Origin of the sequence: Salegentibacter sp. 24 (assembly GCF_004362395.1) — a bacterium.
Lineage (GTDB): Bacteria > Bacteroidota > Bacteroidia > Flavobacteriales > Flavobacteriaceae > Salegentibacter.
Map to the genome: position 1 here is coordinate 1 of NZ_SNWE01000030.1, position 17,020 is coordinate 17,020.

Genomic DNA, 17,020 nt, shown 5'->3' on the forward strand with positions numbered 1-17,020 from the left:
ATTGGGCTGTTTTAGTGTTAGTAAAGAGACCGTCAAGCTCTTTAAATATAACACTTTACGCCCAATTCTTCTTTATATCCCATGAATTTTTCGGGCTAAAATTATCAGTAATATTAAACTGGCTATTTACCCTTGCTGTATATCTTTCATAAAATGTATTTATTAAAGTACCTTCCTGATCCATGTAATTTAAAGAAAAAAGGAAATTACCTTTTTCTCCACCCTGGCTTACAGAAATGTTATGATTCATAATAGGGGCATTACTAAAAATTTCCTGAAACCAATTGGTTCCTTGTTGATTTGCTCGTATAATCTGATTAAACCCATTTACTGCACCAGATTCAGTATAATATGGGTCTACATAATAAGTAGACTCATCAACTTCTCCCTCGCTTGCGCCCCCTGGTAGTATATAATAAGGTAGCGTTGGTTCTGCTCCAGAGCCGTATTGTCTGTCGGTAATGGGTTCTCCCGGGTTTGTATTTTCCATTGCCGCCCATCTAAGGTCAGCATGTTCCTGAGGAGAAAGAATATCATATACATTACCCTCTGGCACCATTTGAGTTCCATAATAACCACTATAGTTTACTTCTAAATCTCCTGTACCTTTCTTGGTGGTAATAATAATCACACCATTTGCAGCACGGGCTCCATATATAGAGGCTGAACCGGCATCCTTAAGCACTTGCATACTGGCAATATCATTAGGATTTAAATAGTTAATGTCTTGAGCAGGCACACCATCTACTACATAAAGTGGACTACTATCTCCGAATGTATTTATTCCCCGTATACGAACTTGAGGTGGTTCCCCGGGTTGTCCAGAACTAGTAACTGTAACACCAGAAGCCTGACCTTGAAGTTGCTCAGAAACCTGAGGGCTAGGCTGTCTATTCATACTTTCCATATCAACCACAGACACGGCTCCAGTAAGATCTACTTTTCTCTGGGTTCCATATCCTACCACAACTACTTCTTGCAAAGCAGCCGCTTTGGGCTCGAGGGAAACCTCAATTTCTGTTCGGCCATCTACCTGAATTTCATTGTTTGCATATCCAATATAACTAAAAACCAAGGTAGCTTGTGGTGGTACTTCAATAGAGAATTCACCGTCAAAATTAGTAAGCACCCCATTTGAAGTTCCCTTTTCAATAACGTTGGCACTGGGGACCGGCATTCCGCTTTCCGTATCTATCACCACTCCCGTTACGAGGATTTCATCCTCTTGAGCAAAAATGGTTACTGGAAATAGTAACACAATAAACATAAATAATGGTATCCTCATATTAATCTATTTTGGTTAGTAAAATATTTTAAAATTATAATTTTTCTTCTTTAAATTGTTTTATCGCATAATTTGCCGCCCGGGCTGTGAGAGCCATATAAGTTAAAGAAGGATTTTGTGAAGCTGATGAGGCCATACATGCACCATCTGTGACAAATACATTAGGAACACTATGAACCTGATTATTCCCGTTTAAAACAGAAGTCTTGGGATCTCTACCCATTCTGGCGGTTCCCATTTCGTGAATCCCATTACCAGGAAAACATTCTTCTTCGTATCCTTTTACCTCTTTAAACCCGGAAGCTTTTAGCATGGCTACAGCCTGCTCTTTTGCATCTTCCCTCATTTTTTTCTCGTTCTCCTTGTATTCACAATCAAAAGTTATTGTTGGTAAGCCCCATTCATCCAGCTTTTCATAATTCAGTGTCATTTTATTTTCATGATAAGGAAGACATTCACCAAAACAATTGATTCCTATTTGCCATCCGCCAGGTTTAACTATTGCCTCTTTTAACTCTTTGCCATATGACATTTCACCTATAGCCTGCGTCCAATCTGATCTACTCGCTCCCCCCTGCATACCATAGCCCCGAACAAAGTCTTTCATAGTAGTTTTCTCATTAATATTTCGAAATCTTGGCACAAAAAAACCAGCAGGCTTTCGTCCCTTATAATAATCTTCCTGATGATTATCTGAAATACCGGTAGCACCTACTTTGAAATGATGGTCCATTAAGTTATGGCCTAATTCCCCGCTATCATTCCCTAGACCAGATGGGAATCTGTCAGAGATTGACTGCATTAAAATGGAAGTGGTAGGTATAGCCCCTGCACAGCAAAAAATAATATTTGCCTGAAACTCTATTCTTTCTCCAGTTTCAGCATCAATTACTTTTACCCCAGTTGCTTTGGACTGTTCTTGATCATAAACAATTTCATGAACTATCGAATTTGGTCGTAGGGTCATATTTCCAGTTTTCACTGCAGCAGGTAATGTCGAAGAATTACTACTAAAGTAAGCACCATAAGGGCAGCCCCTAATACAACGGTTTCTAAACTGGCAATTTGATCTCCCCTCCCTACCTTCGGGGTCGGTTAAATTTGCCGTTCTGGAATTGATAATTTGCCGATCTGAAAAATTTGAAGCTACCCCATCCTTTAATTCTTCCTCCACACAATTCAGAGGCATTTCAGGGGTAAAAATACTATCGGGTAATTGAGGCAAGCCTTCAGCTTTACCGCTAATCCCTACAAATTTTTCTACTTTTTCATACCAGGGCTTAAGATCGTTATATCTTATAGGCCAGTCTACACCATGTCCGTCATTCTTATTTGCCTCGAAATCTAAATCGCTCCAGCGGAACGACATCCTGGCCCACATCAGGGATTTTCCTCCTACATGATATCCCCTAATCCAGTCGAATCTTTTCTTTTCATTATAGGGATGTTTCAAATCGTTTACAAACCAGTGTTTACTGGCATCATTAATTGTATAACCTGTTCTGGCCTGCTTTTCCTGCTTTTTAAGCTCCTCTCTTGTAACCTGGCCTTTAAATTTATAATCCCAGGGATCATCATGCATTGTCGGATAATCCTTTACATGCTCAACCATTCTGCCCCTTTCCAAAACAAGGGTTTTAAGACCTCCTTCTGTCAATTCCTTTGCAGCCCAGCCACCCGTTATTCCAGTGCCTATAACGATTGCGTCAAATTTTTCTGAAAAGGTTTTATAAGTGTCTTTTTTGTTCATTGATTTCTTAATTATGGAAATTTGGGGTCTATTTTTAAAAGAAAGAAAACCAAAGCTTAAAATTTTAACTTTAATTAAATCTAAACGTGGTTTTTTTAGTAAATTATTAAGAACTAAATTATACTATGAAGGATAGTCTTAATAATACTATTTAATCACTTTGTTGTATTATTCTGTCATTATTGAATTTTTTAGTTTTAATATTGATTATTTAATAATAAATTATATTTAGATTAGATAATTGAGTAATTAAAAGCCTAATCTATTAAGCTTTATAAAAAATTTGTATTCTGAAAATTATAAATATGGTACATAGAAGGAATTTTATTAAACAAACCGGATTGGCATTAGTAGCCTGCTCGATCGCTCCAAGTTTCAGTTTCACAACTAAGGAAAAGTTACCTATAGGTATTCAGCTTTACTCTTTAAGAGAAACAATTGCCGATAATCCCAGGGATATCTTGAAAAAGCTGGCCAATATTGGTTTTAATGAGATAGAAACTTATGGATACAATGATGGAAAATTTTGGGGATTGAGCGTTGCAGAGTTAAAAGAAGAACTCTCCAAGAATAAACTGACATCACCTAGCGGCCATTACGATGGTAATTCACTTATAAAAGGTGACTTTGATAACTTCAAAGAAATAATTTCAGTAGCAAATCAACTCAATCAGGAGTATATTATAATTCCAAGTATTTCAGAAAATCTTCGTGGATCCAAATCAGATTACCTAAACATTGCGGAAAAATTTAATCAAGCTGGTGAAATATGCAAGTCGGCAGGAATCACCCTGGCCTACCATAATCATGCATTTGAATTTGAAAAAATGGATAATACTACTGGATATGACATTTTATTAAATAATACAGATGAAGACCTGGTTACTTTCGAAATGGATATTTACTGGGTGGTTAGAGCAGGAATAAATCCTATTTCATTATTTAAAAGATATCCGGGAAGATTTAAATTATGGCATGTAAAGGATATGGATAAAGAAGATCCGGAGCTGAATACCGAAATTGGCAATGGAAGTATTGATTACGACGAAATATTCAAAAGCGCAGAAATTTCTGGTGTAGAGCATTATATCCTAGAGCAGGAAAATTTTGAAATGCCAGATTTTAAAAGTTTAAAGGAAAGTTATAATTATATAAATCGTCTTCTTTAATTTTCTTTATAAATGGGATTTTCGATTTTTATTATTTTGGTATTGCAGAACTAAATCACTTTGAATAAAACAAATAAACTTTAGCAAATAACCATTGCTTTAAATTAAACTCTTGTAAGAAACCAATTCATCTTGTCCGGAGATTTTATTCACAGATATTGGAAGAACCTACCTATGCCCTGGATGAAATTGATGTCTATTTAAATCTTAAACAAAACCCAGCCTCTAACAATTTTACAATGGCAACTCACTGATGATTATTCGTCAATGTCTGGTTGTGGAATTTTTGGGAAAGTTGAAGAAAATCTGTTCCCTACGTAGCGGTTTTTTAACCTTCAACAATTAGAAAATACTCCAAAAGGTCTGTTCGCACTTCCCATAACTACCAATAAAGATGCTATTACGCCAGTAGCGCTGGAAGACAAGGATAAAGATACTTATGCCATTCACCTGGTGAACAGGTAAAATTAAAGGTACTACCCGGGGAGTAAGCCTAAGCGGGATTCCGGAAGTCTTTAGCCAACTTAATGCCTACCTTACAATATAGAAAGCTCTAATGAATTAGTGAAAACGGTATCGGTAAAAAACGGTAAGGCAAGCTTTGAATTACAAGGGGAAGGATTTACTAGCTTGATGAATAAAATAGTATTTAGCATATACCTAATTGAGAATTTTATTTTACTAAATAGTAATCGTTGGGCACATATAGAGAACTAATTTAGATTTTATTCCCCACTTGGATCTTACTGGCCATCAAACAACGGAGATGCACTACACCTGCATTTTGAAGAGAAGTTAGAAATTCCGAAAGGTTCTGGTCAAACTTAATTATAGCCACGGATTCCACAAGAAAATAACAATGCAAGATTTCCTTGTTCATAGTTAGAAGGTACTCTTGCATACAAAACGCAATCGTTGGCACATTAAAAAAAGCTAAGAGGTTTTCCGGACCAATATAATTGTCTAGTTCCACAATCAGGCTTCATTCAGAAAAATAATAATGAAATAAAATCGTGTTGTACCTCCCTATTTTGTACCCACCAAAAAAAACAAAGCCATTCAATTTCTTGAATGGCTTGTCTTTACTAAGCTCCCCCTCTTGGGCTCGAACCAAGGACCCTCTGATTAACAGCCGCGAAAATGGTGTTTCAGATAATTTCATTTAGCTTCTTATGTATTGATAACCAATATTTTATAACTTTTTCCTTGTCATTTAGTTTTACAATATTTACCTTTATTTGCCCATTTGTTGTACCTATGTTGTACCCAATTTAAGCCGCATGATTACTATAAAAATTGTACAGAGAACAAAGAAATTAACCGATGGGTTGTACCCAATCTTCTTGCGTGTTACCAAAGATCGGCAAACTAAATATTATAAAACCCCATTTAGTTCAGAGATTTCCGAATGGTCACCTTCAACAGGAACCTTTAACAAAAAGCTGAAAAATCATTTTCAGTATAATCGGTTACTGGTAAAAATTAAGGATCGGGCTTACCAGGTAGCATCGGAAATTGAAATTCAAAACCCCGATTATACACTTGAAGATTTTGATAAGCTTTATAGAGTTACCTTCAATCCAGTTAAAAATGATGTCTTTGCCTTTTTTGATGAAATAGTAGAGGAAATGACTTACGCCGGTCGTGTAGGAAACGCAAAGTCCTATAAAGACACTAAAACATCGGTACAAATTTTTCATAAGAGCAAAAAACTTAGTTTTCGGGAAGTTAACTCTACTTTTTTAAGTAAATATGATGCTTTCTTAAGGTCAAGAGGTGGAACCGACGGAGGGGTTGGCGTAAAGATGAGAGCCATAAGGGCATTGTTCAACAAAGCCATAGAACGCGGTATTGTGAAAGAAAGTTTATACCCCTTTAAGAAATATAAAATTTCAGGCTTGAGAGGCAAAGGTTTTAAACGTGCCCTGGATTTTGAAGAAATAATGCGCATTGTTAATGTAGATTTGAGTAATCATCCGCATTTAGTTGATACCAGAAATTACTTTGTTTTTAGTTTCTATACCAGAGGAATGAACTTTGCCGACATGATGGGCCTGGAATGGAAAGATGTAGAAAAAAATGTTATCTATTACACCAGGGCAAAAACCAAAGGCAATTTCTCAATTGCCATAATGCCCCCTGTAAGAGAAATCCTTGACTATTACGGGATTAATGGGTATGGAAATAAATATGTATTCCCATTATTGTATCGTGAAAACTACACTCCTACCCAGCTTGCAGATCGAAAACATAAAATGCTAGGGATTTACAATAAGAATCTAAAGGAATTAGCTACGATTTGTGAGATTACGAAAAATGTTAGCAGTTATGTGGCTCGGCATAGTTTTGCTAATTGCCTAAAACAAAAAGGAGTGGCTACTGATGTGATTAGCGAATCGTTAGGGCACCAAAACCTAACTGTAACCCAAGCATATTTAAAAGAATTAGATACTCAGGTTGTGGATAAAGCTCTGGAAGTATTATTGTAATCGAGTTCTTCAAAAACACCTGGAATTAGAACTAGAATTTTAAGTTAATTAGATCAAGATATTCTCTCAGTCTCTGAAATTCTGCTGAACCAAAATCTTTGATCTTTCCATTAGTAATCTGATATGGAATTCTTAAAGTTGGATTTTGACAATTGGCCAATGGCAAAACATCCTTTAGATAATCTCTAAAGGCTCTTTGCCTGATTCGATTATCCTGGGCTTCCCCGGGAATCATTTCAGGGAATAATGGATCATTGCTTTTTAGTTTAGTGAATCCCGATTTACCAGGTTGAATTTTACTTGCTTTATTTAATGTTTTATAATAACTGAGTGGAAAATTTGTTCCTATGTTTTTATAATGGTGCAAACAAAAATACCGATATTGATTGAAGTGTTGTTTCTCATCAAATTCCACTGCAAAATTGAAAGGTTCTCCAATCCAGATGTCGTAAGATTGTTTTCTGTTTCCTGCTGCAGAAGATATCTTTTGCAGCTGGTCCTCCAGGTTATACTTTTTATCAACCAAATCGGAATACAGTTCATTTAAAACCGGGTACTCCTTTAATATCTCCTGAGACGGATAGGACAATAACCAGTTCGGTTTATGTTCCAGAAAGTAATCTGGTTTCTTTTTAAAGTTTTGTTCCAGATAAAGGCATAGCCATTTTGCCAAAGTTTCGAGTTTATGATTACCTGAATTTTTAAGCTTTGGCTGAAATGGTTGTTCCTTTTTTACAGATTTCAGTGGCTTTAAATTTTGCCATTTCCCGGAATGTGGAATTACCCATCGTGAACCGTTTTGATATGCGTGGGGAATCTTTCCAGTCCTGAGTAAATTTCGTAAAGGTTTACCCCGGCTTGCCGGGTTATCATCTAAAATCCCTTTTTTATCTAAATATTCAGCTACTTCTGGTGGGGTTGTAGACATTTTGCTATTAATTTCAAGGAAATTATCAATAGCACTAATAATAATTGGAATATGGGGCATATAAAACTGGAGTTTATTTAATCAATGGAGGAAATAAAAATAAGGGTCATTTTGATCCATCTCGGCTGATTTTATGGTGTTTTTATTAATGCGAAAGCTTTCCTGATACAGAATCCTACTAATTGGTAATTGAGGCCTGAATGGCTTTTCGAATTTATAAATTCCTGGTTTCTCTCTGGTGAAGAAATTAGCTTCCACAAACATAGGCACAACAGCGTAAAGTCCATTTTCCATAGATCTATTACCACCATAAATCGATGAAATAGTTTTCTTAATAGCCTCAGTACTAATAATGTCCTGAACCGAAAAATATTTACCGAAGGTGGCCAGAACATCAAAGGCAAATGGGAGCGCAGCATTTACCAGCGCAATTAGTATTACATTCCGATCATCTTTTTTCTTGATGGCATTCAGTACTTCTTCCTTATGTTCCAGGAGTTCACTTTTTAATGGATTATTCGGAATAATTTTAGCTAAAAGCGTGGAAGCTTTTTTAATTCTATTATCTCCAGAAAATTCCAATGCCAATTGTTCCTGAATATATTCACGGGAGTAATTATTATTCAGAAAACTAATTAATGCCACCTCCAAAGTATGTAATGGGAGACGCTGATTTATTATTATGGGTTTTCTGTCCATTATTTAGTAATCTTTACAAAAGGTATAAGCACTTCCAGAATATGACTTCCACCGTGTGTAATTAGTCGTTCTTTGGAAGAGAAACTGTAGTTATTTTTAAAATAAATGGTATTATCGTCCTGAGCAATATATTGTCCAAGATCTGGATTTTGTTTAAGGAAACTTTCTGCAATCCAATTTTCGGAATAATTCAGATGCCTTTGACTTCTGGAATTATGAGCACCTAATTTTTCTTTTCCGTTTAAACTACGCCATCCTTTAGCCTGGATATTTCCGTGATCTGTAGTTAAAAAAACCTGATAATTAGCTTGTAGAAGTTTTTCTAACATTGGAATCATCTTACTTCTTTCGATCCAATTATTGGTGAGGCCTATCAAATCCTTGTAATCTTCGGAACCGTGCATTTTTTCATCCAAATCCTTCAGAACAATTGCAAGGCGGGCAACATTTGTTTGCTTTAAAGTGTTATAATCATAGCCAATTTCATAATCAAAAAAGCCTTTAGTCTGCCAATAGCTTCTCCAAAGTTTTTCTTCATTACGCGGGTTTTGAACATAATCGAAGTCGGGAGCACTGCCTTTAAAAATAGCCTGTCGAGAAAGTTCGGTTACTGATGGTACCCAGGAATGCGTAAAATTCTCTTTAATATTAAACCCGGAGTGAAATTTATCTTTCAACATCAAATACTGCCAAAAACTTAAGCCGTCTATAACTATTAAAGCTAATTTTTGTTCCCGTTTAAAGTGACTTAAATGTTCTTGAATTTTTGATACAATCTTTGGTTGCTTAAGCGCATTGGAAGTAATTAGGTTCTTGAAATTTGAGGATAAATACCCCTGAAAAGATTCATTTATTTCCTCAATTATTACAGTGATTTCTTTATGAAATTTTGAATTAATTCCCTGTTGAATATTTTCTGAGACTAACCTGATGACAGACATCCAATCGATATTATTTACCGATTTGAGACTGAACCATCTATTTTTAAAAATATTTAAATCATCCAGGGAGTATCCAAGTTCAGTTTTGATTTTGTCAATATGCTTTTTTGTTTCTTTCTGACTAAGCGGATTAATATTTTTTGAAGGATATAAACTTTCTAAAATATCGATAGTTTCCATTTTTAATACTGAGGAATGGTATCCATATAAATAATGCTGAATATTAAAATTGTAGGTACCCGAAGTATCAAGCATATCTTCGAGATATTCCTGATTTTCTTCCTGGATGAACACCAAATAGGCATCTTCATATTCACTATTTCTTAATTCAAAATAGATACGTTGATTAATAACAGGTGGAATTATTATCAGAATATTTTCTTTCTTTAAATCTTGCTGCACTTGCGGGCGACTAAGGAATTCATCAGGATCTTTTATAATAAGCATCCTGGAACCCTGGTTTTTTAGGTCTTTTACGATATGTTTAATTAGGGATTCAGGCATCAATACGCAGGCTTATTAAGTGTTTAATTTTAGGCAAGTTGCGTTGGTATAGTTTGAATTCATTTGTCCATTCATCCTTTTCTTTTCCCAACTTTTTCAACTTAGATTCCTTAATATTTTCAATTCCTATTTTTTCAATCCGGGATTGCCGGAAAGCGAAAGATCTCAACTTATTTTCACGTTTATTTCGTAGCCTAGAAACTAACTCTGTTTCAAGGTTTTTGAATACTGAAAAAAGGTATTCTTCCAGGTCCTGTTCAAGTTTCTGAAAGTCAATTTCAGTTTTTGTGGTTTTATATTTAAAAGTATGTTCTGAAGTGATTAGTCTCTGCCAAACATCATTAGCATATGCAGTATATTGCTTTCCATTATCGGTTAGGAAAAATGCCTGATAGGTGGTTTTTTTCTCAAAATGATTTTGAGCTGTTACTTCCCATAGGCTCCATATTCCTGGAGTGTCATAATCTTCATTAGATGAGATTACGGGTAGACCTCTCTCTGTATTAAATTCACCAAGTTCGTTGAGAATCTTTTTCACCCAGGAATGTTGCAGCGTAATATGTTCCAGACCAGGATGTGCCATAGCTTTTTCTGCCTCAAAAGTGAATTTAAATTTTCCTGAATTAGTTTGTATCTGATAAGTTGATTCCTGAATCTTTTCCGGAGGCTCCCCATTGATTTCAGAATAAATTTTCACCAGCTTTTCCAACCACAGAGGTAAAGGGCTGTTTTTAATTTCAGAAGCTTTCTTATATTCAATTTCTTCTTCTTTCACTTCTGGAAGTATTCCTTCTGTGCTTTGGTAATCTTTTAGCTTGGCTCTAATTTCATTAAGCCATTTATCCCCAAAAAAATCAAACTTTTCCGGATCAAGGAGACTTTGCAGGTAAAGAGTATTCACATTCTTTGGATCTATAGCTGAATCCAGAACATCTGAGGTTTTGTCTATTCCCAGTTGATTAAGAATTGTGCTCAGTTTTTCTTCTATAACCTCATATACCCGTTGATCTACTGTATTATTGGAAAGCATATTATAAGCTCTCACTCTGTTCTTTTGCCCAATTCGGTCTACCCGACCTATGCGCTGCTCAATCATCATAGGATTCCAGGGAAGATCATAATTAAAAACTATATGGCAAAATTGCATATTAAGAGATTCACCGGCGGCATCTGTTGCAACAAGAATTTGTGCATTTTCTTTAAAGTTTACAAGTGCCTTTTTACGAGTTTCTATATCCTGACTTCCATTAATTACCTCGCAGCTGAAACCTTGTCTTTCAAACACCTTTTGCAACATCCCCTGTGTTGTACGGAATTCTGTGAAAACCAGAATTTTTAATTGCTCATCCCCATATTCCCGGCGCAGTTCTTTATATTTTCTGATTAAAGCTTCAGCCTTGGCATCTGTTTCACTGTTAAGACAATCCTTTGCCTGCTCTATTAAGTCCTGGAGGATACTTTCCTCGTCCTCTATACCTTCTTCAATAGAAGCATGAAGATGATCAAATTCAATTAAATCGCTATAATTTTGAACATTCTCATCGTATTCTGATACATAATCCTCATTATCCAAATCTCCGGTTTGCAAGCGATTTAGTCTGCCTTGCATAGCCGATAGGATGGCTGCTGTAGAGCTACTCACCAGGCGTTGGAAAAGCACCATTATCAAACCTGTAGCCTTGTTTTTCGAAAGTCGTGCTGTTTTGAATCCTTTCCTTACATAATTGGTGACAGCGTCATATAAGGCTATTTGATTTCTATGAGATACCTGGTCTAAAATTACATCCAGCTTTATTGTTTGCCGTTCATTAAAAAGCTTTTTACCTTCATAATCCACCGCTAATCTCTTTTCGGTCCTAATTACGTAAGGTTCCAGTTCGTTTAGAGAAGGGATGCCTTCTCCCTGAAAAGCATCTGGATCCAGGAGTTTTAAGATACGGCGAAAATGATCTGATTTCCCCCGGTGTGGTGTGGCGGTAAGTAATAATACATTGCTCACGGCATTACATAATGCCTGGGCCAACTGGTAGCGGGAAACCGTTTGATTTGCGCCTCCCATTTTATGAGCCTCGTCTATAATTACCAGATCAAAGTCTGCATTGAGTACCGCTTCCAAACGATATTTATTATATTCATCTACCCGCTCCTGAGACCAGCCTTGTCTTGTTTCCAAAGGTTTAAGGGCATCGGTAGAAACTATAATCTGGTTATGTTGTTCCCAAAAATTCAGTTCCTGGTCTGCAGAAATATTTGCGAATGTTCTGGCGTAAGAGCTTATGGTTTCGGAATCATATATATGGAATAACTCATTAAAATGTTCCTTTAACTCACTCTGCCATTGCAGAATTGAAGATTTTGGAGTAATTACCAAAATTCTTTTTATTTCTTCTCTAAGTTTTAATTCCTTAAGAATAAGTCCGGTTTCTATAGTTTTCCCCATCCCCACTTCATCAGCTAGTAAAAACCGATTATGTGGAGATTGCATTACTTTTTCCAGGACCAGCACCTGATGCGGAAGTGGTATAAGACTACTTTCATAAGGAGCCAGGAGATGCTTTTTAGCTATCTCATCTCTAATTTTTGCTCCCAGGGCGATGAACTCTAAGTATGGAAGAGAATAATTTGAATGAGGTTTTTCCAAATCGTCTATGGCAATTTCCTTAAAGCTGCCATCCTCAAGCATTTTGATCCAGGCGAGGTCCTGACCGAAAACTTTTTTAGTACTAATTACTTCAACCGGTTTTCCCTGATACTTCATTCTGTAATTCCTGTTTTAAATTCAACTAGGATTTCCTGAGCCAGATCAAGATCCCAAGCTTCCTGGCTAGCCCACTTCTTTAAAAAATCGGAAGAGGCAGCGGAAGAAGTATGTTCTTCAAGGATTTCCAGAACTCTTCTCTCCAGCCTTTCTGAAGCATTAAGATACTTGCGGGCATTTCTCCCCAGGACACGAGCAGCTATTTTTAACTTTCCTGTTTTATTTAATTCCCCTTCAGGAAAAACATCATTATGTTCTTCCAGAATTTCATCAAAATTATAATCAAAGTAATGCTTAATTATCTTTAAGATATCCCCCGGGTCCTGGCCCCGGTCTTCAGGCCTGTCACTCCAGGCTACCAGTTTTAAAATAATCATTCCCGGGAGCGGAGGAATTTGCACTAATTTTTTGTCTATATACACCTCCCGCGAATCTTCCAATACTTCCTTAAGGCCAACAACGTGAAGATCTATTTGGCGTTTATCAAAATTCTGGGTGAATTCCTGCTCAATTTCTCCAAAGGGAAGCACATCTATTACAGCATTAAAAGCTTTATTATAAAAGGTCCAGGGAGCTTTTACTTTTGTAAAATTTTTCTCCTCCAGGTCTTTGGTGATTTTTTTATAATCCTCACCAGAAGAAATCATAACCGCAAAATCGATATCCTTGGTACCCCGGCTGGGTTTAATGCCCTCTTTTAATAATTCCAGCGCAATGGCATTAACGCCGATTAAGTAATAAGGGATCTTATTCTTTTGCATTATCTCATCGATAATTTCAAAAACCTCCTTAAAATAAGGAATAGCAAGTTCTTTATAGGACTGGTTGGATGTACTCATCAAAAATCTTTTGTGCGGTTTCCCGGCAACGTTTGTCTTCTTTTAGAATTAGATCGGCATAGACCAGGAAAGGAGGGGCAACAGGACCAAAATCTCCCTTCCAGAATTTTTCATAAACAAATAATTCTCCTTCAGCATTAGGTCTAAGGCTATAATTTTTCATCAGGTTTACCGGAGACTCGTTGCTATACAATATGAATTCTTCCGGCCTTAAGTAACCGGTAAGTAAATCACCTGCAGGCTCTCCTCCCCAATGAGTTTCTCCCTTATTTAATTTGAGATTTTTCCAATCTTCCCGAAGTTCATAACGCGCCCGGAATAATTTAGGTTTCAGTTGTTGTTCGTAATCATTAATCCAGCGATCTAATAAAGCCTTACGATCTTCCCAGAGATAATTGTTTTTGTGAGCGATTAAATAGCCTTCCTCTTTTAAGGTTTTAATCACTTTAGGCACGGTGCCCAGACTTACGCCACTTTTTTCTGCTATGATTCTTTGCCTTGCATTTACTAACTCAGGATCAATTAAAAAACTGAAAACCAGTTTTAATCCGGTTTTGGTGAAGGCCTTTTTACCAGAATACTTTTTATTTTTAATTGACTTTTTGGATTCTATAAAGACATAATTGTTTTCATAATTTATAAAAACACTTCCGTTTTCCTCCAGGTAGGCTATTCCCTCTTTCTGCAAGCGTTTTTTTATAGCCGGATGCAGCTTTTCCGCTACCAGTATAAAATTTCCATACTGCTGCTTTCTTTCCAATAGCTGGGGAATTTGATGCTGGCGTAATTCTTTTTTAATTTCAAAAACCATCCTTAAAGTCTCCTTGCTGAAGGGAAAATGGAAAAGAAGGTCTCCATCTAGAGTATGAGATTCTTCTAATTTCGCATAGATGTGCCCTGGTCTTTCTAAATTGCTCAACGCATTATAAACGATCTCTGTTTCCATTTGTTCACGTTTTTTCTTTGTTCACGATTCGTGAACATCGTAAATTTATGAACAAATATACAAATCCCATCCTATTTTATACTCTTGAAGAAGCGATATCATAGAATTGTAATAGGACCTCATCTTCCATAAGCAGCTGATTTGGAATTTTATCTCCTACGGTAACTATGGTTTTAAAATCTTTATCCTGATAGCTTTGTTTAAAACCTGCACGTAATGCTTCTACCCTCGCTTCTTTAATTTTCCCTTTAGGTTTAAGTGCCTCCTTTTTATATTCCTCAAACTGGCGAAGCAGGCGTTTGTTTCTTAATTTTTCTAAATCTGCTTCATTCTCAGGGTCTGGCACATACCATTTACCGTTAGCATTTTTAAGAAAATTTTCTTCCAAAATAGCACTAAGCTCAGGAATAATATCTCCTTTTCTTACCCCAGCAAGAGCCTGCATCCATTGGGGATGAATATCCTGATAAGTTTGTTCTTTCTCCTGGAGTAGGTTTTTAAGCCATAAAACTCCATCCTGCTCTGATGATACTAAAATAGAAAGCTGAACAAAATCTGGCACCTCCGCCTTCTTCTTATCATATTGCTGTACCTGTTCCTGGGTAAAGAACATCCCGTCTCGCTCTGCAAAATTTTTATTAAGAAAATTTCTAAAAGCAATAGAATCTAACGGTACTGGCAAATTAAATACTAAATAATGTTTCAATATTTTATCATAAATCAACTTTGACGACCTTTCCAGAATATTCATTCTTGAATTTTTGCGAATAATTGTAACTGGAAGGTGCTCCAAAAGTTGTTCTGTCAATTCAAGAATAGAAATGTTCTCAGTATTTGCTGAGTCCTTTCCAAATTCTCCTTCAGGCTTGAAACAATTAATTATCAAATTCTGTTTCACAGCTGTAGGACCTATCATAGCATGTAGTCCACCTCTCTCATTATTATTAGTAATAATATTAGAGACGATAAAACCAGATCTATTCAAAGCGTTTTGAATTGTATTCCAGATCGCAGCACTTGTATTGGAAAATTGTAAGGTCATATATTTGCCAGGCTTTAACACTCTAAATAATTCGGAAAAAGAAGTAATCATAAGATTCTGATAATCGAACTTAGATTTCATTTGAGTTTTATTCTCAATTGCTTCTTTATCGTTATTAGTTCTTAAACCCAACCAACTTTCAGTTAACTGATTCAATTCTGAATACATAATATTAGCACCAAATGGCGGATCAATAAATATATAATCTATACTAGATGGTTTTAAATTAGAAAGATGCGTAGCGGATCCTATTTGTGAAGCGTTTAAAGAATGATTATTTACAAAAGCCTTAAAAATCTTCTTTGATTGAAATTCTAATTGTCTTAGTGGGTTATTTTCTACATACATAGGTGGGATATACAAGGTATTGGCCATAGGACCTACAAGGGCTCTACTCCCATGTTTCGGCATATACCTATTCATACGGGTTAATTTTGGTAATATAGATGTAAGAAGAAACAGAAAGAAATTTTGGTCAGTTAATTTTTGTTGTTTTACTAAATCAAAATAAATTTTCAGAAAACTTCTTATTCGAGGAGAATAAAATTGATGAATATACTTTACTCCTACTCTATATGGATCACTAGATTTATCTCCTTTTTCTAGTTTCACCGCAGGAAACAAATCCTTCAGTTGACTGTCAAAATCATTATTAGAATGTTTTAGATCTTGTTTATCAGGAGTTTTTATTTTTCTTTTTTTGTCTACAGAGAAATTAATATGAACAGGCACATACTTAACCTGTTCTATTGGCTCATTAAGATATTGATCAAAAGTCGTCTCTTTTACAGGATTAGCTTCAGTCCTTTTTTGACTTGTTCCACATTTAGGACAAACTATAATATCAGTGAAATTTTTGTTCACATAATCAGAAGTAAGATTATGAAAATTTAGTTCTTCACCACATGAATAACAAAGAAGCACTTCACTCCAAACCTGATAATTTATTTGGTAATCTTTTGATGCATTTTGAGTGTTGAATAAATAGCCAACCTTTTCTTCTAAATCTTTCTGAAAAATTTTATATTTCTTTCTAATTTCATTTACATCAAAATTTGAATTAAAAATTTTAGAAATATGAAATGCTAATGGAGCCAAATCATTAAGAATTGCCTTTCTCTTTCCTATATTTTCTTCCTTGACCCCGAACTCGTGAATAAATCTATTTTTTAATTCGTGATCATTTCCATCACATTTCCTTGCTGCGACACCTGCCATTCCAGTTCCAGCAAAGGTATCAATAACTATATCTCCAGGCCTTGTAAAATGAAAATAGAGCCTACAAATAGCAGGATGAGGAACTTTGGTATGATAAGAGTGAGATCTATAAATGTCATTGTTAACAGATTCAATAATATTTTCGGAAAAGGGTAAAACCAAATTTGAGTCTGCCCCTCTTCTTCCTTTTTTTTCCAGTTCCAGCTTTTCTTCCTCCCATTGCTCAATAAAATCATTCAGCCAGGGATTGGGACAGGCTGTATAATACGGTGGGTCGGAGAGGTTCAGGATATCCTCGTCTTCTCCAATAGGAAAACCTTCCATCTTCTTAAGCTCAGGTAGTTTTTTCCGCAGTTCTTCCCTGAAATATTCCCTTCTTTCTTCTTCGCTGGAAAAAGTTTTTCCTAATACAGTGATCGTTTCTTCTTGTATCTCCTGGTTTTCCATTTTCC

At 35.8% G+C, this 17,020-nt stretch carries 12 protein-coding genes; 2 read left to right on the top strand and 10 right to left on the bottom strand.

The features are described from left to right. Positions 1–55: 55 nt before the first annotated feature. Positions 56–1,285 (bottom strand): SusC/RagA family TonB-linked outer membrane protein, encoded by a 1,230-nt coding sequence (locus DET49_RS16485; RefSeq protein WP_133549703.1) that lies wholly within the window; start codon positions 1,283–1,285, stop codon positions 56–58. 34 nt (positions 1,286–1,319) lie between these two features. Continuing rightward, positions 1,320–3,035 (bottom strand): GMC oxidoreductase, encoded by a 1,716-nt coding sequence (locus DET49_RS16490; RefSeq protein ID WP_133549705.1) that lies wholly within the window; start codon positions 3,033–3,035, stop codon positions 1,320–1,322. A 305-nt stretch (positions 3,036–3,340) separates the two neighbouring features. Here DET49_RS16490 and DET49_RS16495 point away from each other — a divergent pair, with 305 nt between their 5' ends. Then, positions 3,341–4,204: a sugar phosphate isomerase/epimerase family protein gene (locus DET49_RS16495; protein ID WP_133549707.1), complete on the top strand. Its 864-nt coding sequence runs from the start codon at positions 3,341–3,343 to the stop codon at positions 4,202–4,204. Between the two features lie 718 nt (positions 4,205–4,922). Here DET49_RS16495 and DET49_RS18525 read toward each other — a convergent pair. Then, a complete protein-coding gene (locus DET49_RS18525) occupies positions 4,923–5,084 on the bottom strand; it encodes a hypothetical protein (RefSeq protein ID WP_166636600.1) in 162 nt (53 codons plus the stop codon). Between the two features lie 400 nt (positions 5,085–5,484). On the opposite strand from DET49_RS18525, the gene DET49_RS16500 reads away from it, so the two are divergent. Further along, positions 5,485–6,693 carry a site-specific integrase gene (locus DET49_RS16500; RefSeq protein ID WP_133549709.1) on the top strand — a complete coding sequence of 403 codons (1,209 nt, stop codon included), beginning with the start codon at positions 5,485–5,487 and terminating at the stop codon, positions 6,691–6,693. Between the two features lie 31 nt (positions 6,694–6,724). Here the strand turns inward: DET49_RS16500 and DET49_RS16505 are convergent, their stop codons facing one another. The 7 genes from DET49_RS16505 to DET49_RS16535 all read right to left on the bottom strand — a co-directional run bounded on the left by DET49_RS16505 (position 6,725) and on the right by DET49_RS16535 (position 17,015). Continuing rightward, positions 6,725–7,681 (bottom strand): helix-turn-helix domain-containing protein, encoded by a 957-nt coding sequence (locus tag DET49_RS16505; RefSeq protein ID WP_133549711.1) that lies wholly within the window; start codon positions 7,679–7,681, stop codon positions 6,725–6,727. Between the two features lie 21 nt (positions 7,682–7,702). After that, the gene (locus tag DET49_RS16510; protein ID WP_133549713.1) at positions 7,703–8,320 is read right to left on the bottom strand and encodes a hypothetical protein; all 618 of its coding nucleotides are present in this window, start codon (positions 8,318–8,320) and stop codon (positions 7,703–7,705) included. Continuing rightward, positions 8,320–9,765 carry a PglZ domain-containing protein gene (locus DET49_RS16515; protein ID WP_133549715.1) on the bottom strand — a complete coding sequence of 482 codons (1,446 nt, stop codon included), beginning with the start codon at positions 9,763–9,765 and terminating at the stop codon, positions 8,320–8,322. Before DET49_RS16515 ends, DET49_RS16510 begins: the two co-directional genes overlap by 1 nt. Next, positions 9,758–12,523 carry a DEAD/DEAH box helicase gene (locus DET49_RS16520; RefSeq protein ID WP_133549717.1) on the bottom strand — a complete coding sequence of 922 codons (2,766 nt, stop codon included), beginning with the start codon at positions 12,521–12,523 and terminating at the stop codon, positions 9,758–9,760. The genes DET49_RS16515 and DET49_RS16520 overlap by 8 nt, the downstream gene beginning before the upstream one ends. Next, positions 12,520–13,362 (bottom strand): hypothetical protein, encoded by an 843-nt coding sequence (locus DET49_RS16525; RefSeq protein ID WP_133549719.1) that lies wholly within the window; start codon positions 13,360–13,362, stop codon positions 12,520–12,522. Before DET49_RS16525 ends, DET49_RS16520 begins: the two co-directional genes overlap by 4 nt. Continuing rightward, the gene (locus tag DET49_RS16530) at positions 13,337–14,308 is read right to left on the bottom strand and encodes a type IV toxin-antitoxin system AbiEi family antitoxin (RefSeq protein ID WP_133549721.1); all 972 of its coding nucleotides are present in this window, start codon (positions 14,306–14,308) and stop codon (positions 13,337–13,339) included. Before DET49_RS16530 ends, DET49_RS16525 begins: the two co-directional genes overlap by 26 nt. A gap of 76 nt (positions 14,309–14,384) precedes the next feature. Then, a complete protein-coding gene (locus DET49_RS16535; RefSeq protein WP_133549723.1) occupies positions 14,385–17,015 on the bottom strand; it encodes a DNA methyltransferase in 2,631 nt (876 codons plus the stop codon). Positions 17,016–17,020 lie beyond the last annotated feature (5 nt).

Coding starts and splice junctions, on each gene's coding strand:
- DET49_RS16485 (WP_133549703.1), bottom strand. CDS start 1,285: ATGAGGATACCATTATTTATGTTTATTGTGTTACTATTTCCAGTAACC.
- DET49_RS16490 (WP_133549705.1), bottom strand. CDS start 3,035: ATGAACAAAAAAGACACTTATAAAACCTTTTCAGAAAAATTTGACGCA.
- DET49_RS16495 (WP_133549707.1), top strand. CDS start 3,341: ATGGTACATAGAAGGAATTTTATTAAACAAACCGGATTGGCATTAGTA.
- DET49_RS18525 (WP_166636600.1), bottom strand. CDS start 5,084: ATGAACAAGGAAATCTTGCATTGTTATTTTCTTGTGGAATCCGTGGCT.
- DET49_RS16500 (WP_133549709.1), top strand. CDS start 5,485: ATGATTACTATAAAAATTGTACAGAGAACAAAGAAATTAACCGATGGG.
- DET49_RS16505 (WP_133549711.1), bottom strand. CDS start 7,681: ATGCCCCATATTCCAATTATTATTAGTGCTATTGATAATTTCCTTGAA.
- DET49_RS16510 (WP_133549713.1), bottom strand. CDS start 8,320: ATGGACAGAAAACCCATAATAATAAATCAGCGTCTCCCATTACATACT.
- DET49_RS16515 (WP_133549715.1), bottom strand. CDS start 9,765: ATGCCTGAATCCCTAATTAAACATATCGTAAAAGACCTAAAAAACCAG.
- DET49_RS16520 (WP_133549717.1), bottom strand. CDS start 12,523: ATGAAGTATCAGGGAAAACCGGTTGAAGTAATTAGTACTAAAAAAGTT.
- DET49_RS16525 (WP_133549719.1), bottom strand. CDS start 13,362: ATGAGTACATCCAACCAGTCCTATAAAGAACTTGCTATTCCTTATTTT.
- DET49_RS16530 (WP_133549721.1), bottom strand. CDS start 14,308: ATGGAAACAGAGATCGTTTATAATGCGTTGAGCAATTTAGAAAGACCA.
- DET49_RS16535 (WP_133549723.1), bottom strand. CDS start 17,015: ATGGAAAACCAGGAGATACAAGAAGAAACGATCACTGTATTAGGAAAA.